Origin of the sequence: Segatella copri, from assembly GCF_009494395.1 — a bacterium.
Taxonomy (GTDB): Bacteria; Bacteroidota; Bacteroidia; order Bacteroidales; family Bacteroidaceae; genus Prevotella.
Window position 1 is genome coordinate 26,380 of sequence record NZ_VZCB01000092.1, and the last position, 24,920, is coordinate 51,299.

Consider the following 24,920-nt stretch of genomic DNA (forward strand, 5'->3'; position numbering starts at 1 on the left):
ATTATAATATTTTGAAAGTGAAAGAATAGTCATCCAATGCTATTAGTTTAATCTTTAAGAGCTTAAATATATGCTTCTCAAGCGTATATCGACTTTTGCAGTTCATGAGTTTCTGTAGAACATCCTTGCGAAAGTCAAATTTAGCAGAAGAGGCATTCTTTATGAATGTTGACTCTCTCGTTCCCGTCCGCTCTGCTTCTTGAATTTCGTCTGCAAAAGTGCTGCAATGCGACAACTCATACATCATCAAGATGTAATGTGCCAATGCATCGCTAGTACAGAAGATGATTGAATTCGTGGAAGTCTCAAACGTACCGCTCTTAAAACCATTCTCGGACAGTTCATCCTTGCAGTTGATAAGATATGGAGGATTGCCGAAATCACGTAGATGACCAAAGGAATGCTGAAGGATATCATCATCAGGATTGTAACAGAAAGCGACGCTATCTCCATAAGCTATCCAATGGCATACATTTGATGAATACCATATAGCAGCGAGTGTAGCAAACGAGCCTTCGTCATAGAACTTGTTGAGCACCATTCCTCCTGCTGCCTTTGCCATTGCTTCGCAATCATTATAGAATGGTTCCCAAATGCTTTCTACCCATGCATCCAGTTCTGCAAAGGTCAGAATAGGTTGTGGGGGTAATTTGTCAACCAAATATGCAGACCATTTGTCGGCATAAATACCTCCACCACCTGCTCCGTCAGACACTGCTATAAAGTTGATAGTAGCTTTCACTGCATCCTCATTGATAGTACCTTGATTCGGCTTTGCTATTGATATTGCTCTCATTTGTTTTGGCTTATATTAGTAGGTGTGCCTATATCCATCAATTGTATCAAGGTCGACATGTCCGCATTGATTGACATAGCCGTGTATCTATTATTGGGTGTTCCATCTCCTCGCAAGTCAGCAATACGATCAGAATAACGCATTGGGAGAAGACTCGACATTTCGTACATGGTAGTAGCAAGTGAACTAAATGAAACTTCATCTTTACTTGCCGGACAGGTCACGCTGACATCCTTGTCGGCTGATATATGAATGTTGAACAAGATGACATTTCCATCATTGGTGAACATGGACTTCAGCTCATTAGCTTGCTGGAGTACATACTCCTTGGTTGCTCCATTGAATATACCATCAGTAATATTGATAATGGTGGGTGGATAGCAATCTTTTTCGTGATGCTTTTCCATCCATTCGTCGAGCAGACCTTTCGCTTTTTCAAAAGCATGGTGTACGTGTGTCCAGCTTTGCGTAGCTTCAGCTTCAATCCACTGCACCTCCTCAACTTCTACAACCTTCACACCTTTGCGTGTTCTTGTCTCTTTCTTAGTCGTTATCTTTTTGTATGGATGTTCCTTTAGTTCGGAAGGCTTTACAAAGTCTCGTCCTTCTAATTCTCCTTTCCATCCACTATATGCATTCTCGCCATAACCGATAATGGCAATATCATAATAGTCGCGTGTCTCAGAACCTTTTATACAACGCAAAACCAGTTCATTCAACTGATGGTTGACGATGCGAGCTACAGCTTCTGCCATCGGCATCTCCTCTCCATACAGAGTCGTGTACTTCCGCATTGATACGGATTGGTCTATCAAGAAGATAAAAGCTGTCGGCGTATTTCTAGTAATCTGCGCGGTATATGCGGTCTTTGTCTGCATCTGTGCAGATTGGGACGGAATGGTAAAGCCGAAGTTACCGATATTCTTGATGAATTGCAAAGGAATATGATTTTTGACAAGCACTTCTGCCTGATAGAATTTCTGTTCATCTGCGTCAAGGTCGAAATGCTTTTTTGCCTTGAAGGAATTGAAATGCAACTGGGAAAAATCATCAATACTTGATCCGACAAGCGCTCCATTCTTAGTGGCATTGCGATCAGCATAAAGTGAATCTTGCCAATAGATTACTTCCGGATCTATCTCCAGAACCACAGGATTGGAGATTCTACCGTCGTTCATAGCGACATACATCATGGGATGCTCTCTTACGAAACTTACTCTTACGAAGTTCTGTAAGTTGTCACGTCTGTCCAAGTCGCGCGAACTCATACTACCGCCAGGCTTCGATATGCTTATTCCCTTCTGTTCGCAGTCGGCCCATGAGTAGAGGCCGCCATTATTGATGATTGACTCAAGATTTTCTCTATCAGTAAAATGATAAAGCGTTGTTATGTGATGCTGTTCGATGAGTTTCTTAAACTCGTCATAATTGTTTTTATATGTCATGTTCTTAAGATTTAATCAAATAATGAAAGTTGTTTATATGATTTGTTGGCTTCCTTATGTTCCTGTTGCATATCTTCATAAGGTGGAAGTCCTTCTATATATGCCTTTATAAGGTAAGCATGAGAGAGAGGTTTGGCAGGATTATCTACTTCGCTGTTGGTGTCATAATCAAGCAAAACGATAGTTTTGGCCTTTGCTGCCTCTTTCATTTTAGCGATAATGTCCGCTACTTTATTTTCAAGCACCCAACGGAATGTCGGGATATAGATTTGCTTGCGCGCATCAATATATCCGAGGAGTTCCTTTCCGTTTACTCCCTTGCGATGCCCCAGAGGCTTTCCGAAGCGACGAACAGTACGCTTGATGTTCTTCATCGTGTCGTTCTTGAACATCTCTGTATCTACATCAGCCGAGGCAAAGACTTTCAATCCTTGCCATATCGCTTCCACACATGTAGCTGTCCATCCTTCGCTAAATGGCACAGGAATGCCACCATGAGGATAGAAAGGACTCAGCTTCACAAGTCCGTCCTTCGCTTTTGAAGTCACGTCACATATTATTGCGCCAGGATATGCTTTGAGTATATTCTCAGGCTTCTTTCGCTTGTTCTGAATTACTATCATTGTATTATATATTTAGAGAGGTATAACTGAAAAATCTTGAAAAATGTACTTTTATTTGAACAGTCTTGGATTAACTTGTATGAGCGTATCTATCAACAGAAAATCCTCACCATTGTTGCGAACATCGCTAAATTTGACTTTTATAAAATCTGATTTTTCTGAGGGTTGTAATATATCTTCTTCTCTGATTGTGTAATTTAAACTGTCTTGTTGGTCTAAATGTGGAATCCATATTGGGGTTGGCTCAATAATATGTTGCCATTCACCATTGATGTTTGTGAAAGCATTATAGCGCATCCACATGGAAGTAGGCCATTGTGTGACATAGCCCCATTCTTCTGTGCCATTGCCGTCTAAATCACCCTCTTTTATAAAGTCTATGCCTATTGTTTTTCCAACGATAAGGTCTTTGACTGTGCCGTTTGTTGTGTAAACTCTCCATTCATAGTGACAACCACCATACGTTCCGTCCTCTTTTGGAGAGAGGGAATCAATCGGTTCACATATAAGAGTGTCAACATCTATTCCGTTGAATTTCCCTATTAGAGTATCGCGGTACTGTGCTAAACTATCTGAATCAAGTGACTTATGCGCCTTATGCGCCTTATTGTTATTGCATCCACTCATTAGTACGGCAATAACTGCCAAAACTATTTTGTTACCTTTGATATTCATAATATTTAATCCTAATTTTGCGTATAATTTAATTCTTTTAGTCGTAGTCGGGAAGGCTCATCTAAATGCGTGCATAATAAGAAAGCTCCATCTCCTATCTTCGTTACAGAGTTTGGAATAGTGACGCTTTGAAGAGATTCGCAGCCAATAAAGGCTTCATCTCCTATGCTCGTTACCGAGTTTGGAATAGTGACGCTTTGAAGAGATTTGCACCAACAGAAAGCTCTATTTCCTATGCTCGTTACAGAGTTCGGAATGGTGATGCTTTGAAGAGATTGGCACCAAAAGAAAGCTCTATTTCTTATGCTCGTTACTGAGTTTGGAATGATGACGCTTTGAAGAGATTCGCAGCCACCAAAGGCTTCATCTCCTATGTAGGTTACTGAACTTGGAATGGTGATATCTTGAAGAGATACACACCCTCTAAAGGCTTCTGTACCAATATATTCTATATTTGATAGTCCAATAGATTTTAATATGTTTTTATTTTCAAAACTAGACCAAAATGCATTAGCACATATTTTTTTGGATCGATTATCTATATTAAAAACAGATTTCCAATAAATAGCACCATAAACAATTCTAAAATCAGAAGAATATAAAATCCCATCTTTTATGATGAAGTTTTTAGATTGAATATCCATATTCATAATATCGCATCCTCCCCATGGGTTGTTATGAGCAATATATTTTACGGATGCTGGAATATTACATGAAACCAAATAATTGTCAGCAAATGCCACAGAACCGATAGATATTATCGTAGAGGGCAGCTTTACACTTCTAATACCAGTAGATTGCAAAGCACCATCGCAAATAACTTCTGTTCCTTCTCTTACAACATATTCTTCCCCGCCAAATAAGAAAGGAGCCTTTAATAGCTTTTTCCCATCGCGACTATACTTAACTCCATACTCATCTTCAATAGCATCCTTTAAATCCTCTTCCGTTGCTTCTGTAGAAAGAACTTCTTCAATTGGCTTTTCTACCTTTTGGTTTTGCCCTGCCTCGCCAAACTCGAAATCGTCATCAAGCATATCATTCATACGCTCTTTGAGTTTGTTAAACTCTGCATCTTCATCGTTAACTTTGCCCAAATAGGTATTAGCAAGCGATGAATATGTGTGCGTGCCATCGTTGATAGACTCTCCTTTGCCGCCTGATAACTCCGAAATTCTGAATTCGAAAGTAGAAAAACGAGCTTTCTTTCCCTTGAACTTTTTTACAAGTTCATCAAGAGCTTTCTTTTGCGTTCTTTCGTCGTGTTTGTCAGTTAGTAGACTATCGAAATTAATAAGACACGAATATGTCTTTCCAACAACCGCGCCGGTATCCTCAAAATTAGCTAATGACAACAAGCCATCAACTCCTTTATCATTATCAGATGGCAAAGATGTATAAGTGATACGCAAAGAAACACGGAATGTATTATTATCCTCATTCCATTTTATCAATTTATCACTGAGTAACAAGTCATTAATAACTGCAATTTCATTTACTTTTTTAATAACGTTTGTGATTTGAATTTGTGAATAATTTTGTTTTTGTCTTGGGGGGTATCCCCAATCCTTATTTAATAAAAACAATCGAAATGACACGGCTGATAGTTCCTGCTGTGAGTGCGCCAAAATGAACAAAGCATATAATTTCGAAAATTCCGCATCATTCAAAAGAGTACATAGTGATTTCATCATCTGACATTCACCGATGTCCTTGAAATCAGATTCTGAAAACAGAAGTGAATCTGAACTAGCATTATTCTGCAACAAAGAGGTGTCTAAAGCTATTGCTTTCAGAGACATACCAATAAGCGCCAATGGAAAATCATCGATATGTTCATTGAAACAATCTTCTGTACGCAATGGATGGCGATAGTCAGGACTGCCCAATTCTCGCGCCTTTTGTCCTTGCATAGCAGGCACGTACATACCATCATAGTCAACTAGTACTAAGGCCCCATCTTCAGTAACTAAGATATTATCGGGCTTAAGGTCTCCATGAGCAAATGGTTGTGACATCAGCCAGGCAGCCATTCTACAAAACTGATATGTGATAAGCTGCAAAGCATATTTATCGGATATGTGTTGATGAACATACTTATCAAGCGTAACTCCTTCTACCCAGTCCATGAGTAATACAGGAAATTCTGTATCAGAAGAAACTGTAGAATCAACAAACAATTCTTTTTGGAAGTACTTGATGGAGCACAAATAGTTTGATGACACATATTCCAATTCATCTGTTATCTGCTGATATGCTATATCACGTCCCTCTTGCTCTTTCAAAAAGCACTTCACTGCATATAGCTTCCCAGAGGATTCATCTTTCATCTTGAATACCACCGCAAAGTTACCGCTAGACATCACTATCTCACCAGCTTCATCGTAAACAGGACGAAGGTTGGTGAGCTCATTAAAATTGTCTTCAGAATTCTTAATGGATTCAATGTATTCTGATATAAGAGGATATTTCATAATTATAATGTTTTATAAAGTGAAAGTATAGTCATTCTCCCACGGCTTCGCCGTCGTCCCCTGCAATAGTGGACGTAACCTGTGGTTGTATATTTGTCTCTTTCATCATGCGAATCAAGTTTGTTTTTTGATGTCGGTCATCTGAATCTCTATATAAGAGATACAGAATGTTCCTGCAAAAATAAGAAAAATGTAGGAAACTAGCAAATTATGCGTGTTAAAAAATTAATAGCATTCTACGAAAATCAATTTTTTTTCACTGTTCTTTTCATCACCAAATCTGCGAGCACGATGGCGGATTCCTTCTCATCCCTCGGTGCATCCTTTGACTTCCATGCCACGATGAAGCGGATTCGGGCTGCGGTTACCTTGTAGCCTTTCAACTCCCATTTGCCTAGTTTCTCCTTCATCTTGATAGAGAGTTGGGCTATGTCTCTGCCTGTTGATGGGAGACTGAGGCAATGGTCGTGGTAGGTTAACGGCATACCACTTCTCAGGCAAAGGATAGCGTCCTTGTGAGGCTTGGAGAAGCCCAGGTTTACATCCTTGTGTGATAGCTGGAGTACTATTTCGTCGGGCTCATCATAGGCTTGGGCATCATAGAGATGCTGGGCACTTTTCAGATTGTCGAAGAGATTGCCGTTGGTGTGGATGGCAAGCGTATGCTTGGCACGGGTCATGCCCACATAGTATCGGCGCAGTATGTCATCAGTAGGATGTTCGGGATGGGTAATGAGCATCAATACATGATCAAACTCATGACCTTTAGCCTTGTGGATGGTGCTGACCACGATGTCTGATTTCGAGATGTCACAGAAGTCTTCTACCGATGATTCAAACACGAACTCCCTCAGGTCGCTATAGTATTTGGCACGATTGGTCTGCTCAAATATCTGGAGGCTGCGGTGCAGGTATGGCAATGCCTGGCTGGTGGCATACTTTTGGAAAGTCTGTTGCTTGGCTGCTTCCCAAATATCATCAGGGATGATTGGGGTTTTCGTCTCCTTGATACCTTGGTCTATTTTCTTCAAGAAATATCTTACCTCTGCCAGATTCCAGAAGCGCAAGCCGTCCATTGATTGCACCAGCTTGGCATTGATGTTATGGCTATGAAGAAGAGCCAGCATGATGACTGCCTCCTCATTGGTCTGCGTGAGGATGCTGATGGTTTCGTTCTTCTTGAGGGAAGATGCCTCGGCTTCTTTTGAAGAGTTACTTCCAAGTAATCGCGTAACATCTTCAAGAATAGGCTGATACATATAAACCTTTTTCTCCTGAGTCTCGTATGGATGCTTCACGATTTTTACTTCTCCATCTTCTTGATTCATGGAGATGATAGGGGCGCTTTTGATGCGCTGGCGGATGTTGCGGGCGAAGTCGTTGGCAGCATCCACGATATGGCGAAGGCTGCGGTAATTCTCAGTCATCTCGATAAAACGGCTGTGTTCTGTCTGGGTCAATTCATAGAGATACTGCGAGTTGGAACCTCTAAACTCATAGATGTTCTGGTCATCATCGCCTACGGCTATCACCCTCATCTCTTCGTTGGCTTTCATCAGAGCAGTGACTAGGGCATAGTCATCCTTGCTCATGTCTTGCGCTTCGTCGATAACGAGCACGGTCTTGCTGATGCGATTGGGCTCCACTTCTCCATTGTTGATCATTTCGGCAGCTTGCTTAACCACATCTCCAGCCTCATCCAGATTGCCAACCCTGCCCAGCAGGTCGAAGCAGTAAGAATGGAAGGTTTTGATTTCTACGAAATGGGCGGCATTGCCTATGAGTTGCATCAGTCGCTGCTTGAACTCGGTAGCGGCTGCACGCGAGAAAGTGAGCATCAGGAGTTGTTCGTGCTTTACATCTTCCAGCAGAAGGAGAGAGGCAAGCTTATGTACGAGCACACGTGTCTTGCCGCTGCCAGGACCGGCAGCGACTACGATGCAGCGAGACTCATGGTCGTCGATGATTTCCTTCTGTCGCTTAGAGAGCATTCCGAAGAGTTTCTTATACTTCGAAGGTGTTACGTTGCGCTCTATCTCAGTCTCCCGGTTGCCCTTGAAATACTTTGAGATGAAGCGATGGTAGTCCATCTGGAAGTAATCCTGCACATATTGCAGGGCGGCATCATAATCCCTTACCATCAGGTTGGCATATTCGCCCACGATGTGAATCTGCTGAATCTTCTGCTTGTAGAATTCGTTGAGCATGCGATAATCCTCCTGCTTATAGCGCAGGCGAAGTTCCTTGGTGCGTTTAATCGCCATCGCATTGTAGAGTACCAGGAATCCTCCTTCCAGCTTCATGGCTCCTATCTTAGAGAGATAGAGCAAGGCTTCTTCCACGTCTTCCAACTGTAGGGAAGAGAAGTCGGAGAAGAGTGACTGGTTGCTGGATTTCAGATCGTTCAGGAGTTCAACTACCGAGAATTGGAGAGGCTTCTCTCTTGAAATCTCTCTTGAATTATCTCTTGAAATCTCTCTTGAAATCTCTCTTGAATTCTCTCTTGAATTCTCTCTAGAGCCTGAGGCTTTCTCTAAACCATTTTCTCCGGAAGGATTCTTTTCTACAGAAGAGCTATTGTTGCTCTCTTCTGTTACGTTGCTCTCTTCTGTTACGTTGCTCTCTTCTGTTACAGTTTTACTTATTTCCTCAGCCAGGCTGTATAGCCTTTCGATGATGAATCGGCAAACCTCAATTCGTCTTTCGAATCGCTTGATGATGGTCTCTATATCCTTGTCTCTTGTTACGATGAGATTGCGAACACCGTCTTCCTTCTTGTGCGCATATCCCTTCACAGCTAAGAAGTATAGCAGTGTGCGGATTTTCTTTTCTGTTGAAGTGTTGATACCGTCACGTACGGCATTGTCATTGAGTTGCTTGTATGTGATATGCAGCGATTCATCCGGGATATGTTCCAGAATGTATCTTTCCAGTTTGGCGAAGTTTTCCAGCATCTGCTGAGGTTTGCGTTGCTTGTCGCTGATGTCTTGCAGATAGGCTGAGATGTCACGGGTATCGGCAAGGATGCCTTCCTGGCGCATTCGGTCAATGGAAGAGATGACGTCTCGCTTGCTGAGTCCTAGGATGTCGGCGAGGTAATCGATGCGGGATTCAGCCTCGCTATCCTGTGCCTTGGCTATATGCTTTTGGGTGATGAGCGACTTGATGATGCGGATGGCATTCTTCATCTCATCTTCAGAGAACAGGGGTGATTCGGTTAGGCGCAGTCTTGCCTCGTCCATGTTCTTGACGGTGATACCTGTGGCATAGACGTGCGGAATGTTGTTGCCACGCTCAATGTATCCGCTCTGTTCGAGAGCAGATAGGGCGGTGCGAACACGGGTTTCTATGTCGGATACCGAGTCATCCCAACCGGCTTGACGGGCTATCTCCAGTGCCGAACAACTTACATGTGGACGCTGCTTGGTAAAATCCTTAATGGCTTTCCATACCTGTTGTATCTCGCTGATGCTCAGTTTGGTTTGGTTGAGCAGAATGAAGTGCTTGTCTAAGTCCTCATCGCTATAGAGTACATAGCATTTGGCATTGAGGTGTGGATCTCTTCCTGCACGTCCAGCCTCCTGTACATAGTTCTCCAGAGAGTCGGAGATGTCGTAGTGGATAACCAGCCCCACATCGCTCTTATCTACTCCCATACCGAAGGCGGAGGTGGCAACGATGATTCTAACCTTATCGTTCATGAAGGCATCCTGATTGTGTATCTTCTCTTCAGCATCCATCTTGCCATTATAGGGCAGGGCGGATATGCCGTCACGTGTCAGTTTTTGGGCGAGTTCCCGGGTTCGCTTGGTGCGGGATACGTAGATGATGGTTGGGCAATCTGCCTGCTCTACCAGCGAGCGCAGGAGATTGTATTTATTGCCGTCACTATCTACGTGGATAACGGAATAGTGCAGGTTGGTACGTGAGGCTGATGAGGCGAAGAGCTGGAGGTCGGTGCCCAGCCAATGCTTGAAATAGTCGCAGATGTCCTGTACCACCTTCTGTTTTGCAGTTGCGGTGAAGCAAGATACGGGTATCAGGGTTTGACCATGATTGCGGGTCATGGCATCCTTGCCAAACTTGCGTTCCTGATATTCCTTGATAAATTTGCCGATGTATAGGTAATCTACACGGAAGTCTTGTCCCCATGCAGAGAAGCAGTGTGCTTCATCAATGACGAATCTCACCACATGCCGTGCCATCAGGATGCGCTCGATGGTTTTGGAGCGCAACATCTCTGGTGCTATATATAATAAGGTGGCATCTCCGCTCTGCACTCGTTCTATGGCTAGGGAGCGGGAGATAGGGTCGAGGAGACCGTTGATGGTTACGGCATCAGTGAAGCCGCGGTCTGCGAGGTTATCTACCTGGTCTTTCATCAATGATTGCAGAGGAGAGATAACCACGGTGAGTCCATGTATGGTTCTGCCATCCATCAAGGCTGGCAACTGGAAGGTGAGCGACTTGCCGCCACCCGTAGGAAATATCGCCAATAATGACTTACCATCCACTGCTGCCTGCGATGCCTGTTCCTGCAGTGGTTCGCCGTCATAGGTACGGAAGGCATCATAGCCAAAGAGCTGCTTCAGGTTGTAATGAATGTCGAGCATGCGGTTGCAATACTCGCAGCCATCGGTGCATTGGGTATGGCAGAGCATATAGATGATATGTTCTACTTCGGGATAATGGTAGAGTACCCAACCTGGGGTAACAGATTGGTAATCGTCTGTGCCTATGAGGGCCAAGGCGTATGCCAAGCCGCAAGGCGACTGGGCTGCAAGGGCCGGAATGTCGGCATGGGCGCAAATATGATTCTTGTATTCAGAAAGAATGTATTCTGAAACGTCTATGATTGCATGATCCGATATTGCATGATCCGATATTGTTTCATCTGATATTGTATCATCGGTGTCGATGGCTCCCACATACATCAGGAATCCTCTGAATTCCTCTTCATGCTGGAGCAGCAAGGTGAAGATTTTTCTCTTCCTTTCTGATAATTGATTCCATGCGGCGATTTCATCCATCAACAGCTCCTTGGCTTTCTCGCAGTCGTTGACAGGATTGTTCATCTGCTCGCTCATCAGTTTGTCGTCCTTTACCAGATGATGGTAAGGGCGCTTGGGAAAGAGGAGTGGGGAGAGATAGAGGGTATCTATCAGTATGCCGTTGAGTTGGAGATAGCGAGCATCGTGATGAATGAGGTTATGCCCGCAGATATAGTTAACCTTTCCTTCTTGCAGGAACTTGTTCAGTGCCGGCTGCGATGCTTGGTGAAAGGTGGCTCCGTCATAACGCAATGCTCCGATGTCGTGTATTTTATGGTCTTTCAGTCCTACTTCGGTATCTACGAAGGCAATGTTCCTGCTTCTGGCATCTTTCTTCTTGATGTCAGAGCTTACGGTGAGATTGTTCTTCCTTCCAAAGAGGCGACTGAATATTGACATAATAAACTTTTCTTTTTTGCTTTTTAGATGTATCAGAAAGCTGTCTTATCTATGCATAGACCATACCTTCCTCTATGATGTCACAGACAGATATTTTTATTTTATGCTTTTTCGATTATCCAATTTTCGATATTCCCAGTTTTACTGTCGAAGTTGATGCCGACCTTGGTTATTGGCTTGCCGCTTAGTGCAAATCGTTTGTGATAGTTCTTCAGGTTGATTTGCTGCATTGCAGACTTCGCACTCCTGTCCAACTTAATCTCCAACAGGAAAAGGTCTGTATGGGTGAGCAATACGATGTCAACTCTGCCGTTGGGTGTATGAACTTCAACGTCCACCTGATAGTCTGTAAGCAGAGAGAATATGATGAAGAGCATCTGCTGGTAATGTCCCTCATAATGAGCGTTGTTGCAGTAAGGAACAGTTCCCAAAAATGTCTGGAGTAAGGTTAATGCCTCCTCCATATTCTGCTTATCCAATGCCTGTGCGATACGACGGGCTGTATTGGTTGTTGCAAGTGTATTTTGTGTGACGTATGATGGAATCAGTGCCTTGGTCAGTCCCATTTTCACCTCCTTGTTAGGAACATCAAGAACGTAATAGTTGTAGTCTTCATGATATTCCTTGATGGTGATATATCCACTTTGGTAAAGCAGCGGCATGATGGTTGGCATATTCTCCGTAGGAACATCAAACTCGCTGGCATCAGCCTCCACTTGGGTGATGACATCTGTAGGAACTACCTGATATTTGCGCATCATATTGATGAGATAAGTTGGAGTGCCGGAAGTAAACCAATAGGATCCGAACTTGTTTTCAGCAAAGCAATTCAGCAGGCTATATGGATTGAAGATATCGGGTGAGAATCTTGTGAAATGATAGCCGTCATAATTCTCTTTTAACTTGTCGATGACTTGCTCTTTCGTTATGTTTCTTCTTCGGGCAAGTTCGTCAATATCTTCCGACATCTGCATCAGAAGTTCTTCTTTGGTGATGCCACAGATACCAGCATAGTCATCATTCATGGATATGTTGGTGATGTTGTTCAGTTCGCTGAAGATGCTGATTTGCGAGAATTTGGTGATGCCTGTCAGGAAGACAAAGCGTAGTTTAGCTTCGCTGTATTTCAAAGGACTGAAAAAGTTGCGCATGATATTGCGCAAAGTATCCAACTGTTCTTGCTCGTGAACCACATCCAGCATGGGTGCATCATATTCATCAATAAGCACGACTACCTGTTTTCCGGATTTCTCGTATGCAGTATTGATCAGTTCTGTCAATCGGTTATTGGCATCAATTTGTGGCTGTGTGATACCCCATTTCTTTTCTTCTGTTTCCAGTATGAATGCGAGATATCTCTCCAGCTGTTCTTTATTCATGTGTTTGCCTCCGCTCAAATCAAAGTGGAGCACAGGATATTCTGTCCACTCCTTTTCCAGCTTTTCGATGGCAAGACCATTGAATAAGTCTTTCTTGCCTTCAAAGTAACTCTGGAGGGTGGTGAGAAACAGGGATTTTCCAAAGCGGCGTGGACGTCCCAAGAAGAAATAGGTACCGCTGGTGTGAGTCAGGCGGTAAACGTATTCCGTCTTGTCGATATAGAGCTTGTTTTCCTTGCGGATTCGCTCGAAAGTCTGTATGCCTAATGGATATAACTTAAGTGCCATAATCTTCGATGTTTATATTTCCACCGCAAATTTACAATTAATATTTGATATATGCAAATAATCAAGCGCTTTTGTCTTCTTTGAAAGCTGTTTTTATACAATTTCAAGAGGCTCGTGAGGATATCTTCAAGGCAGATTAATATGCCCCTAAAACCTTCCAGTCGTCTATGAGTTTGAATAGTCGGGGCATGGCTGGCTTGTAGCTGTCGGGATAGGTGAGGGAATAGACGAAGAGTATTCTGCCACTCTTGATGAATTTGTCGTAATGACTATAGCCATCTACTCTTACTCCGTTTTCATAGACAGGACCGGAGAGGATGAATGCTTTATTCGATGCCTGCATCGTCCGCTCCGAATGAAGCTTCTGGGCAAGAGAATCGGCACAAGCCTGGAGGGTGTTGCTATAGTTGGGGGTAACATAACTCTCCAGGATGATGTTGGCATGATTGGTGAATGAGAAGCGGGCATAACCCTGGTATCCCGATACCGAAGTATCCTCCTGCTGGAAGAAGCAAGGATACTTGATAACGTAGCCGAAGTCTGGATCATTGTATTCCTTCATGGGTGCCATCTCTACCTTGGTTTTGAAATCCGACATGGGTGTATGCTGCTCTTTCGTAACCTCATGATGATAGTTGATGATGAAGTTTATCATCATCAGCAAGACAACTGCTATCAAAAAAATCTTCTTCATATCTTTGCTTCTTTTGTATTATAGCTGCAAAGGTATGAAGAAGATGGGAAAATGCTAAATAATAAGTATGACATTTGGCTGACATTTCTGAACTTATCTGATTATCAGTCGGTAAGACTTGCCTCTTTCCGACTCAATCATGAGGTTGCTATTCTGCTCAATCACCGGTTTGATACGGCGAATCAAGGTATAGAGCGTTTCGCTGGCATCCGGTTTCTTGGGCCAAAGAGCATCACAAATCTCCTGTTTGGAGAGTTGATGATGCGTATTGTTGAAGAAGAGTTGCATCAGCTGGTGTTGCATCGGAGTAAACTTGATGGCTTGTCCGTTTTCCTGATTGTAGAAGGAATCCTCGTCTTGAGAATAGCACATGGTGCCGAACATATCAGCCTCATGATTCCAGGGTTGTTTTCTGCGATGATAGTATAGCGATGCAATTGCCCAAATCATAGCCATGAGGGTAAGCGTCAAAGATGTCCGCTGGTTGCTCATACTCAAAACATCTGCCATCGAACAGTTAGCATAACTTTGGATAGAATGCTCGTTGAGAAGCATCTTTTTGCTGCTGAGCAGGTTGGCGCTATTTACCAACTGGGAATTGTTCTTGCCTCTTCTTCTGTCTTCCATCACATAGCAGAGATTACTGGTCGACTTCAGCAGGTTGATGCTGAGATGTGAGCGGTAGCTCTGGATGGTATCAGGCGTAATCCATTGATATTTATTTTCCTGAAGAGTCAGAGCCAAAGCTTTGTTCATATCTTGTACAATGGCATACTGTGCCTTGCGGTAGTTACTCACGCTGGAGAATGCCGCAGACATCACAAGGATGGCGAAGATGAGGATGGAATGATATGCTTTCAGTTTCATATTATCTATTCTGTTTAAATGATATACTGTTTAAATATTCAAATGCAAAAGTACAGAAATTCTATGAAAGATGGAATAAAACTAGATATAATATTCGTTAATTGATAAATGTCAGACTTATGTCAGTCATATTTTTCGCTTTTAGGAAAGTTGGCTTTGCTTTCTATATGGGTTGCATGGGCAATAGCCGGAATTTATTTCTTCCCTTTATTGATGATATAAATTCCGGCAGTAGCCAATGCGCCTGCTATCAGATACTTCCAGTAGAAGGTTTCGCCCAGACAGAGACAGGAGGTTATGGCTCCTACTACGGGGATGAGCGAATTGTATATCGCTACCTTTCCTACGGGATTGCAGCTCAATAATTTGTTGTAGAGAGCGAAACTGATAGTTGAGATGGCGATGAGCAGCAGAAGGATAGTGATGCCCCAGAGGCTGATGACTGGCAGATAACCACCCATTAACAATGCAGGAATCACCAGCAAGGCTCCACCGATGCTCAGCGAATAACCGGTTCCTACGAAAACATCCACCCTCTTGCTCAATCCTCGGGTCAGCAGGGAAGCACTGGCTCCACACAGGGCATTGAGGATAATCATACCATCGCCCAGGAATGTGAAACTTCCGCTTTCCTTTCCGCCAAGGTTCAAGGCAAGGATGCCCAGGAATCCGATGATGCAGCCCAATGCCTTTCGCCACGTCATCCTGTCGCTCTTGAAGAAGATGCAGGCAAGGATAACCACCGTGAAGACGCTCATAGAATTGAGTATCGCCGAACGTGCTCCAGCATTATGCGAGAGTCCGAAATAGAAGAAGGCATAATGAAGGGTGGTGTTGAGGAGTGCATAGAGGAGAAGGAACCAGACATTCTCTTGAACAGCTTTCTTCTTGAATCCGAATTTACGATGCGAGCTTCTGGCGATGGCAAGGATGATGATGCCGGAGATGAAGAAGCGGATGCCGGCAAAAAGCATCTTGCTTCCGGTCATGTCTGCTGTAATCTGATATTCCTCCATTCCCATTTTTATCAATGGGTAAGCCCATCCCCACGAGATAGCAGCCGTAAGGGCGAACAGGCTTACCCATACCGGGCGCTGAAATATACTGAGTGTATTTGTTTCTTTCTTTTCCATTATAACTTAATTGATATTCCCTTGCTTCTGAGTTTGCTAAATGGCAATCTACAAGTCCCCCAGATGTCTTTCTATCGGAATTCCTCGGTTCTTGTCCTTGTCATCCTTGTTGATGTCTATCCAGTTGCGCAGGGTATCCATGGCGATGCGGGTGGCATGGCGGAGATGATCGCCATCCTTCAGTCTGCCCACGATGATGCTGGAGAAGATGTCGCCGGTGCCCGGGAACTGAACTGGGATTTCTTCGTAGGGCAGGAGGAAATACTCTTCTGTAAGATGATTGAAACCTACCACGGCATGCTGACCCTCTACGATGCACGAGGTGATGAGCACGGAGTGGGAACCGATGGCTCTCAGTTTATCTATCAGTTCATAGGCATCCTTCTCCGAGATTCCCTCTTCCTTGTATTCCGAATCCGTCAGCAGGCAAGCCTCGGTATAGTTGGGAAAACAGAGATGCGATACGCTCAGCATCTCCTTCATGCATCTCACGGTACTCTCACTGGCTCCACCATAGAGCTTGCCGTAATCGCCCATCACTGGATCCACATAGATGTCGGTGCCCAGTGCTGCCTGTTCTCTGCAATAACGTGCCACCAGCTTAGCCTGACGTTCCGAAGCCATGAAACCCGTGGTGATGGCATCGAAGTGAATGCCCAGTTCGTTCCACTTCTGCAAGGCTTCCTCGATATACGAAGTGCATTCCAGAATGGCGTACTTGCCGTATGGGAAGGTGTTGCTGATGAGCATGGTGGGCAGATTGAACACATCGAGTCCCATATAAGAGAGGATAGGCATCTGAACTGCGGCAGATACCTTTCCGTAGCCACACATATCGCTGATAATAAGGATATTACTTTTCGCTTTCATTCTTTCTTTTTTCTACTTGCTTTTCTTTCTTATCCTGATTATCTCTTAATAGCTGGCTGTACACTTGATGCCCAATGCCTCTACACGGTCCTTGATGGCATCGAGTACTTCCTTTGGTGCCTTTTCCAGCAACTTGTCTGGTGTTTCGCGGGCGATGGTATAAACCATTACCTGCTGAGGCTGGATGTCTTTCACTGCCTCCAGCCAAGGAGCTACGAAGTGTTCGCTGGTATTGTCCAAACCGTCACCTCTCAGGAACATGGTCTGGATGATGACGTGCCCCTTGAACATCTTCAGATATTTGATCACATCCTTCACGTCGTAGTTAGGCTGCTGAGGGCGGTCCAGCTTCTTGATGTAATCCATATCCACGGTATCCAGTTTCAGGATGTTGTTATCCACGAGCATCAGCGCCTCTCTCACTTCCTCCTTATATATATAGGTGGCGTTGCTGAGTACGGATACTTGTGCTTCAGGGAAATATTTCTTGCAGAGTTCCATCGTATCTTCCACGATTCCCTTGAAGTCTGGGTGTCCTGTAGGTTCACCATTTCCGGCGAAGGTGATGTCGTCCAGAGGCTGGCTGTTGTCGTGGCGCTCTTTCAGAACCTTCTCCAATCCTTCTCTTACCTCCTCGCGGGTAGGGCGCTTCTTCTTAGGACGGAAGTCGGCGTTGAATCCGCATTCGCAATAAACGCAGTCGAATGAGCAGACCTTGCCATCAGATGGCATGAGGTTGATGCCCAGTGAAACTCCCAGACGGCGGGAGTTTACCGGACCGAATATCGGTGATGGATAAATAATCGTTGACATAATCTTATTCTCCTTTATCTAATCTATTCTTTTTTTTATCTTGGTAATACCTATTTTATACCAATCTTATTTACTTGTTCGTAATTTGGTGGGCAAAAGTACTAAAAAATGTTGGAATGAACAAATAAATCAACTGAAAATCGATTTATCCTTACCATTTGTCTTCTATCTCCGATAGATTGTGTACTTTTGTATTCCAATCCGGGGAGAATCTTGGTGTTTTCGATTCGGATTTAAAGGAAAAAACAAAAAAGTTGATGTTTTGCTTAGTTTTTCGCTTGGCTCAACTGTATAGATAGTATATGAACAGAAAAAAGGACATAGAACAGTTATTCCGTCAGCATTACGCGAAGATGTACAATCTGGCCAGATGCATTCTTTCGGATGATGACGAGAGCAAGGATGTGGTGAGCGAATTATTCGCCCAGATTCTTGCCGATGATGTGGTTCTGGTGCCTGGGAGTGAGGATGGTTACTTGATGCGGAGTGTACGCAACCGCTGTCTCAACCTGATAGCTCATAAGAGCGTGAAGGAAAGGGTGGCGAAGCTGCTGCTGGATGATGCCGACGTGATTCTCTCGGAAGAGACCGATGAACGGCTCGACCGGCTGATGCTTCTCATCGAAGACCTGGAACCGCCTATCCGGCAACTCATTTTCCGTCTGCGCTATCTTCAGGAGAAATCTTATCAGGAGGTGGCTGATGAAGTGGGAGTGAGCAAGGTGACGGTGTTCAATCATCTCTCGAAGGCGATGGACTGGATTAAGAAACAATTTAAATGAGCAAGACAATGACAAACATGAGTAAAGAAGAAAAGCGGATGATGCTCTTTGACATGCAGGAGCATCCCGAGAAATATACCGACGAGCAGGTGGAGCGCCTGCTTGCCGATGAGGAAGTGAAGGAGTTCTTCCATGAACTGGCGATGGCGAGAATGGCTGGCAAGAAAGCTAATCCGAAGGAGGTGGATGTGGATGGGGCTTGGAAGGAATTTGTTCAGGCACATCACGAGGGTAAGTTGGCGATGGATGCCGGCAAATCCAAGAGCGTTTATCGCAACCGGATGAAGATTGCTGCATCCATCGTCGGCATCATCTTCCTTTCGGGTGTAGCCTTGGCTGCGATTCACAACGGCTGGTTTGGATTCCCGGCTTCTGATCAGACAGCGGATAACAAGGCTGCTACAGAACAGAAGGCAACCCCCCAGGCGCTTGCGAATGACAGTCTTCGTGCTGTAACAGCAGAGAACAAGGATTCGCTTGATATGAAACCCGTGGTGTTTGATGATGCCGAATTGGGAACCATCCTGGCTCAGCTATCCGGTTTCTATCATGTCAAGGTGGAGTATGTGGATGCCGGTGCCCAGCACATCCGTCTCTTCTTCAACTGGAACAAGACGAAGACTTTGGAGCAGAACCTGGAGATTTTGAATGCTTTCGACCGCATACAGATAGAGTATATTGACGGAACATTGATGGTGAAATAAGATAGGAGGAAATGTTTATGAGAGATTTTTGGAAACCAATGCCCGTTAACGGCAAGCCTGTCAGAGAGCTTCTGCTTCTCTTCCTGTTGCTTTGGGTTCAGCAGTCTTATGCCCAGCGCATCACCCGACAATATAATAATGTGTCGTTCTCTGCGGCGTTGAAGGATTTGAATGCCCGCCAGCATAAGTACACCATCAACTTTGTGTATGATGAACTGGAAGATTTCAGGGTGACCAAGAGCATCAGAAACCAGAGTGTTCCCGATGCCATCATGCAGCTGATAGGATTCTATCCCATCAAGATGACGCAGGTGGAGGATAATATCATGGTGGAGTGTACGCAGAAGACAACCCTTCGTTATAAGGGACGTATTATAGATGAGAGTGGCAATGCTGCCGAATATGCAAATATAACCTTGTTGTCGCCCATAGATTCTACAATCGTAGGGCATGGTGTGAGCAATGAGAATGGAAGTTTTGTCATTCCTTGTAATTCCCGGAAAGTCTTAGCCCGTATCACATACGTTGGTTATAAGACAATCAGCCGTATATACAGCAATCCGGAAATGGGAATCATCAAATTGCAGCCCGAAACGATGATTATCAAGGGAGTTGTAGTGAAGGGTGAAAGGCCTCAGTATAAAATGTCGCCTGGAGGAGTGGAGGTTGCCGTAGAGCATACCTTGCTTTCTAAGATGGCAAACACTTTTGATGTCCTGAATCTGTTGCCCCGTGTCTCTGTTGATGGACAAAAGATATCCGTGTTTGGTAAAGGCACACCGATTGTTTATATCAACAACAAGCGTGTGAATGACAATAATGAGATTGTAAACATCACTCCCGACAACATCAAGTCGATTTCGGTGATAACAAGTCCTGGAGCAGAATATGATGCCGAGGTAGAATCGGTAATTCGTATCCGCACCAAAGAGCGGCGTGCCAATGGGTTCAGCTTGCGTGCGGATGCTTACGGTAAATACAATAAATGGATGTCGGATTACGAGCTTATCAGCACCCGGTATCAGACCAAGAAATTTGAGATAGCCAATAGCTTATGGACGCAGGGCTATCATATTGGCGAGGATAATCACCTGAACACAGATATCAATTTGCCCGACAAGCATTATCACAACGACCAGCATTTTAATTCGGATACCAAACACCGCTTCTTGTCGGAATATCTCTCGGCCGACTATTCACTCAACGACAGCAATTCTATTGGTGGCTCTTATCGCTACTATGGCATGTTGAATGGCAGGACGAATAGTGCAAGCCAACAGGATGTGTTTCTGAACGGTGTGGCACAGGGAAGCATTGGGCAGAATGAGGTTGCAAAGCCTCACCTTGGTTCACATGAGGCAGAAATTTATTATGTGGGAAAGATAGGACAGGTAGGCATCGATTTCAATGCCACATACTATACTGTCAATAACAGACGTAGTGACGAGAGTATTGAAAGCAGCAAGGAGTTGGGCAATCTGGAGGTACACTCAAGCAATCGTCAGAATAGCGATATGTGGGCAGGCAAGTTGGTTGTGAATATTCCTTTGTGGAAAGGAAATATGTCTGTAGGAACAGAGCTGTCGAAGACCGACTCACATGGAACGTTTCTGAATGAAGAGCAGTTGGTGCCATCCACAGAGACGGATATCCATGAAAGAAATGTTGCTGGCTTTGCACAATATGAACTGCCCCTCAGCAAGTGGAACATTGGTTTGGGTGTGCGTTACGAGAATATCATTCGCGACTATTTCTCTGGTGGAGTCAAGCAGGATGATGTAAGTAGAAGATACAGCAACTTCTTTCCTAACCTCAGCATTTCATGGAACAAAGGTAACTGGAATTGGCAGTTGAATGTCAACGAGAAAATAAGTCGTCCAAGCTATCGACAGTTGGGCAACTTTATGCAGTATGACAACCGTTTCCTGTATGAAGGCGGAAATCCTGCCTTGCAACCGGAGAAGGTGTTCAATGTTGAGGCAATGGTGTTATATAAGTGGCTGAATGTTTCCGCAGGTTATAAATACCTGAAGGATGTGATAGAATGGACCAAGTATATCTATCCAGGAAAGGAGTTTGCTTATAACACGTCGTTGAATTTCGACCATAAGCAGCTGCTTTATGCTTCAGTCAATGTTTCGCCAAAGCTTGGCTTCTTCCGTCCTACGTGGGGATTCAATTATAACCAGCAGTTTTTCGATACCAGGAAGTATGGTGCCGGCAAGGCATTGAGCAAACCTTTGCTATCGTGCTCGCTCGACAATAATTTCGCTCTTTCGGAAACCATGAATGCGGCAATCAGCCTGAATGCAGCAACATCCAATGCTGATGGATTTCTTATGATGAAGAGTGATTACAGCGTCAATCTGCAGTTTGACAAGTCGTTTGCCAATCGCACATGGATCATTTATCTTTCTGCAAATGATATCTTCAAGACGGCAAAGGAGCGTTGGACGATGTATGGACTAGGGTCGGGCACCATGAAAGACTGCTACAACTACACTCGTAGCATCTCCTTGCAGGTTACGTATAATTTCAATGCCAAGCGCAGTAAGTATAAGGGTACGGGAGCTGGTAATGAAGAAAAGAGCCGCTTGTAGTTTTTGTTAGGAAGAAACTCTCTTAATAAACAATGAATATATGACAATCGGTCAAGCGAAGGCAAAACCATATTGGCTTGCTCTTTGCTTGACCGATGTTTCTTATTAAGCCCCTTTGTTGTTTTGTTATATTTTAATTAAATATGGTTAAATTCTGTCGTTTTGTTGTGTTGTCGTCTTTTTTTTGTACTTTTGTAAGCGAAATATAAGGTTTTACTAACTCGAAAGAAATATGAGGAGATTTTTATTCGTTATAATCAGCTTGCTATCATTAGTCATGGTAAAAGCGCAGGAGCCCAATTCTGGAGTTTCACAGCAGAATGTTTTTCATGGAGAAATTGTGTCGAAGGAAGGAAATGGCGGAATTGCAGATGGCTATGTCCTGCTTATACTAGATGGAAAGATATTTAAAACCACCTCTTCTGATAAAAAAGGGCATTTTTCAATGAAGAATGTTCCTGACGGTAATTATATTGTAGAGGTGACGTGCTTGGGTTATCAGTCGGTAAGTGATTCTCTTAAAATAAAAGGTTCAACCCGTCGTAATTTTCAGTTAACAGAAGAGGCAAAGGAATTGGGAGAAGTGACAGTTGTTGCAGACCGTAGCCAAATAGTAAAGAGGACAGCTAATGGTGAAGTGTTCTATCTGTCGTCTGCAGCCAAGAAAATGAGCAATCCTTTCAGGGCTTTGCAGGAGATTCCTGCCATCATATCAGATGCTAATACTTCGTCTGTAAAGACACTTGACGGTAAAGCTCCTTTGATTCTCATCAATGGCAATATGGTCAATTCGGGTATCGGACCGATTTCTCCAACAGACATTGAGTCTGTTGAGGTTGTAAACTCAGTATCTGCCCGCTATTTGCAAGAAGGTGTTACGAGTATTTTGAACATAAAGCTAAAAAGACATACCAAACCATATTTATGGCTTGAAGGGGCAACACGTCATGAAATTCCTGTTGGCAATGGCTTTGGTGTGGGGTATTTTGAAGTGGGAAACCATAAGATAAGTCTTTATGGTAGAGCTGCCTATCACTATAAATATCATGAAGATGTGGAATCTTCTGTTAATCGCACGAACACAGGTTATAAACAGACTTATGACCAGTCAACTCGTAATGACACTCACAAATGGATAGGGGAATTGTTACTGAAGTATCTGATTACGTCTAATGATTACTTTGCGGCTCAGTTCTACGACTCATATAATTCTACAGAAGGAAAAAGCTTGGCACAGGGAAATTATCTTACGGATATTTTGCAGTTGTATGGCTTTCAATCCTTTGATAAGAATAAGAGTAATATTCTCACCACGAGTCTGTATTACAAACATTCATTTTCAAAAAGTAGTGATTTGGAGTTGCGCTTAGCATACAATTTCAATAAAAACGATTATAGTGCCAATCGTGTAGATTATTACGACGAGCAGCAGGTTGATGCTAATATTCTATATAACAACAAGCGTCATTCTGGAAGTTTTAATATAGACTATTCCAAAGAATATGCCAACAATAGCTCTCTTATAGCGGGAAGTCATAGTACGCTTATTATGGATGACATCGATAATGCCATTGGTGAAAATCCTCTTTTCAAACATCATAGCTATAATCAATATGTGTATGTAGGTTATGGTGGTTCTTTCAAGCAATTACGCTATAATGCATCAATAGGAATGGAGGGTATATGGGCAAAGGCAGGCGAAGCCAGCTACAGTTATTTCCGTCCAAGGGGCAATGTTAGTATGACATGGATAGCCAACAAACACAACTCTGTTCGCTTAAGTTACCAGCTTACAAATATGGCTCCGAATGTCGCCTATCTGAATCCTTACAATACATCAACAGATTCATTGTTTGTAAGTTTAGGTAACCCGAATCTGAAACCTCAGATGACACATTACGCCTCTATGTCATATACTTTGAATGTCGGAAAACTCTACTTTATCCCTACTGTTGGGTATAAATACGTAAGTGATGTGATAGAAAACTACGGTTATTCCGATGGGGGCATTTATTATAGCACTTATGCCAACACTGGGCATTTCTCCCGAGTATCAGCAGGCGCAGATTTGAGTTATCGTTTTAAGTGGGGACGGGTCTATGCCGGTGGGGGCTGGAAAGCCGATCATTATATGGGGCAAGATGCCAAAAACTCTGCTTATGCTTCATTTGGCTTTGACGCACAAGTGAAAAACTTTTCATTCTATGGTGATGTAGATTATAATTCAAGAGATTACACGGCATTGGCTTATACCAGATATAAGCATCCGTCAGTTGCCAATCTTCAGGTAAATTTCAATTTTACGCCAGATTTTTATATGGGTGTCTGCTTACAGCATCTTACGGGTGAATATCAAAGCAAGGTGACGACGGTTGACGGATCTTTCCATTCTGTAATAGAGAATCATTACAAGGACCAGAAATTCCGTCCATGGGTAATTCTAAGATATACTTTCCGCAAGAATGCTGAGAAGAAACATAAACTCGGCAAAGTCTTGAATAGCACAGAAGAGGGTATCTCTATTTTGAAGAAGTAGAGTTCTTAGGTTTGAAATCGGTCAAGCGAAGGCAAAACCATATTGGTTTGCTCTTTGCTTGACCGATGTTTTTTATAATTCTTCTATCATCTTATTGATTGTTTCTAACATTCCAGGGAGTTTGTTCTTGACTACATCAAAGACAATAGATTCGTCTATGTCAAAGTAGTGATGAGCAATAATGTCACGGATTCCCATAGCTCCTTTCCAATCTACTTCTGGGTAGTTAGGAAGAAGCTGCTTTTGAGTCATTTTATCAATACCTTTGATACTTTCTCCTATTGCAAGGAGCAACATACAGGTACTTTCGAGGCGTTCCATGCCAGCAGGAGAAAGTACATAATATTGTGAATCATCAATCGCTTGAGAATTATTGATGATTCTTTCAATAGTCGAAGCAATTCGTTTGAGTGAATAGTATAAGAGTTCTTCGTCATGCATAGATTCCATCTCTTTTAATTTGCTTCAAAAGCATCGGATTCATGTTATTGCGAAGTCGGACAATATCTACAGGCTTACCAAAGAGCTCTTGCAGTTCTTCCTTGATGTGAACCATTGTAAATAAGTCTGGCTTTTTCATTTCTACGCAAACATCAACATCGCTGTCTTCGGTCTGTTCGTTTCTAGCCACAGATCCAAAGATTCCAATCTTTGTAATGCCATAAGCATCTGCTTTGGTGCTTAGGTATTTGCGAAGTATGGTAATATAATCGTTTGTCGTTTTCATTATCTTTCCATTTTTGCCACAAATATACGATTTTATTTTTTATGTTCCAAGTTTTTGCTGGGTT

18 protein-coding genes are annotated in these 24,920 nt (G+C 43.3%); 4 read left to right on the forward strand and 14 right to left on the reverse strand.

What is annotated here, in order from left to right; genetic code table 11:
- Position 1 precedes the first annotated feature (1 nt).
- The 12 genes from F7D73_RS12535 to F7D73_RS12590 all read right to left on the reverse strand — a co-directional run bounded on the left by F7D73_RS12535 (position 2) and on the right by F7D73_RS12590 (position 17,507).
- Positions 2-796 (reverse strand): hypothetical protein, encoded by a 795-nt coding sequence (locus tag F7D73_RS12535; RefSeq protein ID WP_153125198.1) that lies wholly within the window; start codon positions 794-796, stop codon positions 2-4.
- Positions 793-2,241 carry a DUF4433 domain-containing protein gene (locus tag F7D73_RS12540; protein WP_153125199.1) on the reverse strand — a complete coding sequence of 483 codons (1,449 nt, stop codon included), beginning with the start codon at positions 2,239-2,241 and terminating at the stop codon, positions 793-795. The genes F7D73_RS12535 and F7D73_RS12540 overlap by 4 nt, the downstream gene beginning before the upstream one ends.
- An 11-nt stretch (positions 2,242-2,252) precedes the next feature.
- Positions 2,253-2,864, reverse strand: coding sequence for a DUF6939 family protein (locus F7D73_RS12545; protein ID WP_194256917.1), 612 nt, complete (start codon positions 2,862-2,864; stop codon positions 2,253-2,255).
- A 51-nt stretch (positions 2,865-2,915) separates the two neighbouring features.
- Positions 2,916-3,539 carry a hypothetical protein gene (locus F7D73_RS12550; protein ID WP_153125200.1) on the reverse strand — a complete coding sequence of 208 codons (624 nt, stop codon included), beginning with the start codon at positions 3,537-3,539 and terminating at the stop codon, positions 2,916-2,918.
- 11 nt (positions 3,540-3,550) lie between these two features.
- Positions 3,551-6,013 (reverse strand): leucine-rich repeat protein, encoded by a 2,463-nt coding sequence (locus F7D73_RS12555; protein ID WP_153125201.1) that lies wholly within the window; start codon positions 6,011-6,013, stop codon positions 3,551-3,553.
- A gap of 245 nt (positions 6,014-6,258) precedes the next feature.
- The gene (locus F7D73_RS12560; protein ID WP_153125203.1) at positions 6,259-11,463 is read right to left on the reverse strand and encodes a RecQ family ATP-dependent DNA helicase; all 5,205 of its coding nucleotides are present in this window, start codon (positions 11,461-11,463) and stop codon (positions 6,259-6,261) included.
- Between the two features lie 101 nt (positions 11,464-11,564).
- Positions 11,565-13,130 carry an ATP-binding protein gene (locus F7D73_RS12565; RefSeq protein WP_153125205.1) on the reverse strand — a complete coding sequence of 522 codons (1,566 nt, stop codon included), beginning with the start codon at positions 13,128-13,130 and terminating at the stop codon, positions 11,565-11,567.
- Positions 13,131-13,266: 136 nt separating this feature from the next.
- Positions 13,267-13,824: a hypothetical protein gene (locus F7D73_RS12570; RefSeq protein ID WP_153125207.1), complete on the reverse strand. Its 558-nt coding sequence runs from the start codon at positions 13,822-13,824 to the stop codon at positions 13,267-13,269.
- 93 nt (positions 13,825-13,917) lie between these two features.
- Entirely contained in the window at positions 13,918-14,691 is a 774-nt protein-coding gene (locus F7D73_RS12575) for a winged helix-turn-helix domain-containing protein (protein ID WP_228117744.1), read from the reverse strand.
- A gap of 194 nt (positions 14,692-14,885) precedes the next feature.
- A complete protein-coding gene (locus tag F7D73_RS12580) occupies positions 14,886-15,824 on the reverse strand; it encodes a DMT family transporter (protein ID WP_117692490.1) in 939 nt (312 codons plus the stop codon).
- Positions 15,825-15,872: 48 nt separating this feature from the next.
- Entirely contained in the window at positions 15,873-16,694 is an 822-nt protein-coding gene (locus F7D73_RS12585) for a bifunctional hydroxymethylpyrimidine kinase/phosphomethylpyrimidine kinase (protein ID WP_153125208.1), read from the reverse strand.
- Between the two features lie 45 nt (positions 16,695-16,739).
- A complete protein-coding gene (locus F7D73_RS12590; protein WP_153125210.1) occupies positions 16,740-17,507 on the reverse strand; it encodes a radical SAM protein in 768 nt (255 codons plus the stop codon).
- 302 nt (positions 17,508-17,809) lie between these two features.
- On the opposite strand from F7D73_RS12590, the gene F7D73_RS12595 reads away from it, so the two are divergent.
- The 4 genes from F7D73_RS12595 (at position 17,810) to F7D73_RS12610 (ending at position 24,129) form a co-directional block, all read left to right on the forward strand.
- Entirely contained in the window at positions 17,810-18,289 is a 480-nt protein-coding gene (locus tag F7D73_RS12595) for a sigma-70 family RNA polymerase sigma factor (RefSeq protein WP_089544531.1), read from the forward strand.
- A 17-nt stretch (positions 18,290-18,306) separates the two neighbouring features.
- A complete protein-coding gene (locus F7D73_RS12600; RefSeq protein WP_228117745.1) occupies positions 18,307-18,993 on the forward strand; it encodes a DUF4974 domain-containing protein in 687 nt (228 codons plus the stop codon).
- Positions 18,994-19,010: 17 nt separating this feature from the next.
- Positions 19,011-21,593 carry a TonB-dependent receptor domain-containing protein gene (locus F7D73_RS12605; RefSeq protein ID WP_228117746.1) on the forward strand — a complete coding sequence of 861 codons (2,583 nt, stop codon included), beginning with the start codon at positions 19,011-19,013 and terminating at the stop codon, positions 21,591-21,593.
- A gap of 232 nt (positions 21,594-21,825) precedes the next feature.
- Positions 21,826-24,129 carry a TonB-dependent receptor gene (locus F7D73_RS12610; RefSeq protein WP_153125214.1) on the forward strand — a complete coding sequence of 768 codons (2,304 nt, stop codon included), beginning with the start codon at positions 21,826-21,828 and terminating at the stop codon, positions 24,127-24,129.
- Between the two features lie 72 nt (positions 24,130-24,201).
- Here the strand turns inward: F7D73_RS12610 and F7D73_RS12615 are convergent, their stop codons facing one another.
- Both F7D73_RS12615 and F7D73_RS12620 read right to left on the reverse strand, forming a co-directional pair.
- The gene (locus F7D73_RS12615; RefSeq protein ID WP_153125216.1) at positions 24,202-24,570 is read right to left on the reverse strand and encodes a HepT-like ribonuclease domain-containing protein; all 369 of its coding nucleotides are present in this window, start codon (positions 24,568-24,570) and stop codon (positions 24,202-24,204) included.
- A complete protein-coding gene (locus tag F7D73_RS12620) occupies positions 24,563-24,856 on the reverse strand; it encodes a nucleotidyltransferase family protein (RefSeq protein WP_089544535.1) in 294 nt (97 codons plus the stop codon). The genes F7D73_RS12615 and F7D73_RS12620 overlap by 8 nt, the downstream gene beginning before the upstream one ends.
- Between the last annotated feature and the right edge of the window lie 64 nt (positions 24,857-24,920).

Excerpts from the sequence above, each read along its gene's own strand:
- F7D73_RS12590 (WP_153125210.1), bottom strand. The coding sequence starts at position 17,507 with ATGTCAACGATTATTTATCCATCACCGATATTCGGTCCGGTAAACTCC.
- F7D73_RS12555 (WP_153125201.1), bottom strand. The coding sequence starts at position 6,013 with ATGAAATATCCTCTTATATCAGAATACATTGAATCCATTAAGAATTCT.
- F7D73_RS12570 (WP_153125207.1), bottom strand. The coding sequence starts at position 13,824 with ATGAAGAAGATTTTTTTGATAGCAGTTGTCTTGCTGATGATGATAAAC.
- F7D73_RS12580 (WP_117692490.1), bottom strand. The coding sequence starts at position 15,824 with ATGGAAAAGAAAGAAACAAATACACTCAGTATATTTCAGCGCCCGGTA.
- F7D73_RS12545 (WP_194256917.1), bottom strand. The coding sequence starts at position 2,864 with ATGATAGTAATTCAGAACAAGCGAAAGAAGCCTGAGAATATACTCAAA.
- F7D73_RS12610 (WP_153125214.1), top strand. The coding sequence starts at position 21,826 with ATGAGGAGATTTTTATTCGTTATAATCAGCTTGCTATCATTAGTCATG.
- F7D73_RS12535 (WP_153125198.1), bottom strand. The coding sequence starts at position 796 with ATGAGAGCAATATCAATAGCAAAGCCGAATCAAGGTACTATCAATGAG.
- F7D73_RS12575 (WP_228117744.1), bottom strand. The coding sequence starts at position 14,691 with ATGAAACTGAAAGCATATCATTCCATCCTCATCTTCGCCATCCTTGTG.
- F7D73_RS12605 (WP_228117746.1), top strand. The coding sequence starts at position 19,011 with ATGAGAGATTTTTGGAAACCAATGCCCGTTAACGGCAAGCCTGTCAGA.
- F7D73_RS12600 (WP_228117745.1), top strand. The coding sequence starts at position 18,307 with ATGAGTAAAGAAGAAAAGCGGATGATGCTCTTTGACATGCAGGAGCAT.
- F7D73_RS12550 (WP_153125200.1), bottom strand. The coding sequence starts at position 3,539 with ATGAATATCAAAGGTAACAAAATAGTTTTGGCAGTTATTGCCGTACTA.
- F7D73_RS12565 (WP_153125205.1), bottom strand. The coding sequence starts at position 13,130 with ATGGCACTTAAGTTATATCCATTAGGCATACAGACTTTCGAGCGAATC.
- F7D73_RS12540 (WP_153125199.1), bottom strand. The coding sequence starts at position 2,241 with ATGACATATAAAAACAATTATGACGAGTTTAAGAAACTCATCGAACAG.
- F7D73_RS12615 (WP_153125216.1), bottom strand. The coding sequence starts at position 24,570 with ATGCATGACGAAGAACTCTTATACTATTCACTCAAACGAATTGCTTCG.
- F7D73_RS12620 (WP_089544535.1), bottom strand. The coding sequence starts at position 24,856 with ATGAAAACGACAAACGATTATATTACCATACTTCGCAAATACCTAAGC.
- F7D73_RS12595 (WP_089544531.1), top strand. The coding sequence starts at position 17,810 with ATGAACAGAAAAAAGGACATAGAACAGTTATTCCGTCAGCATTACGCG.
- F7D73_RS12585 (WP_153125208.1), bottom strand. The coding sequence starts at position 16,694 with ATGAAAGCGAAAAGTAATATCCTTATTATCAGCGATATGTGTGGCTAC.
- F7D73_RS12560 (WP_153125203.1), bottom strand. The coding sequence starts at position 11,463 with ATGTCAATATTCAGTCGCCTCTTTGGAAGGAAGAACAATCTCACCGTA.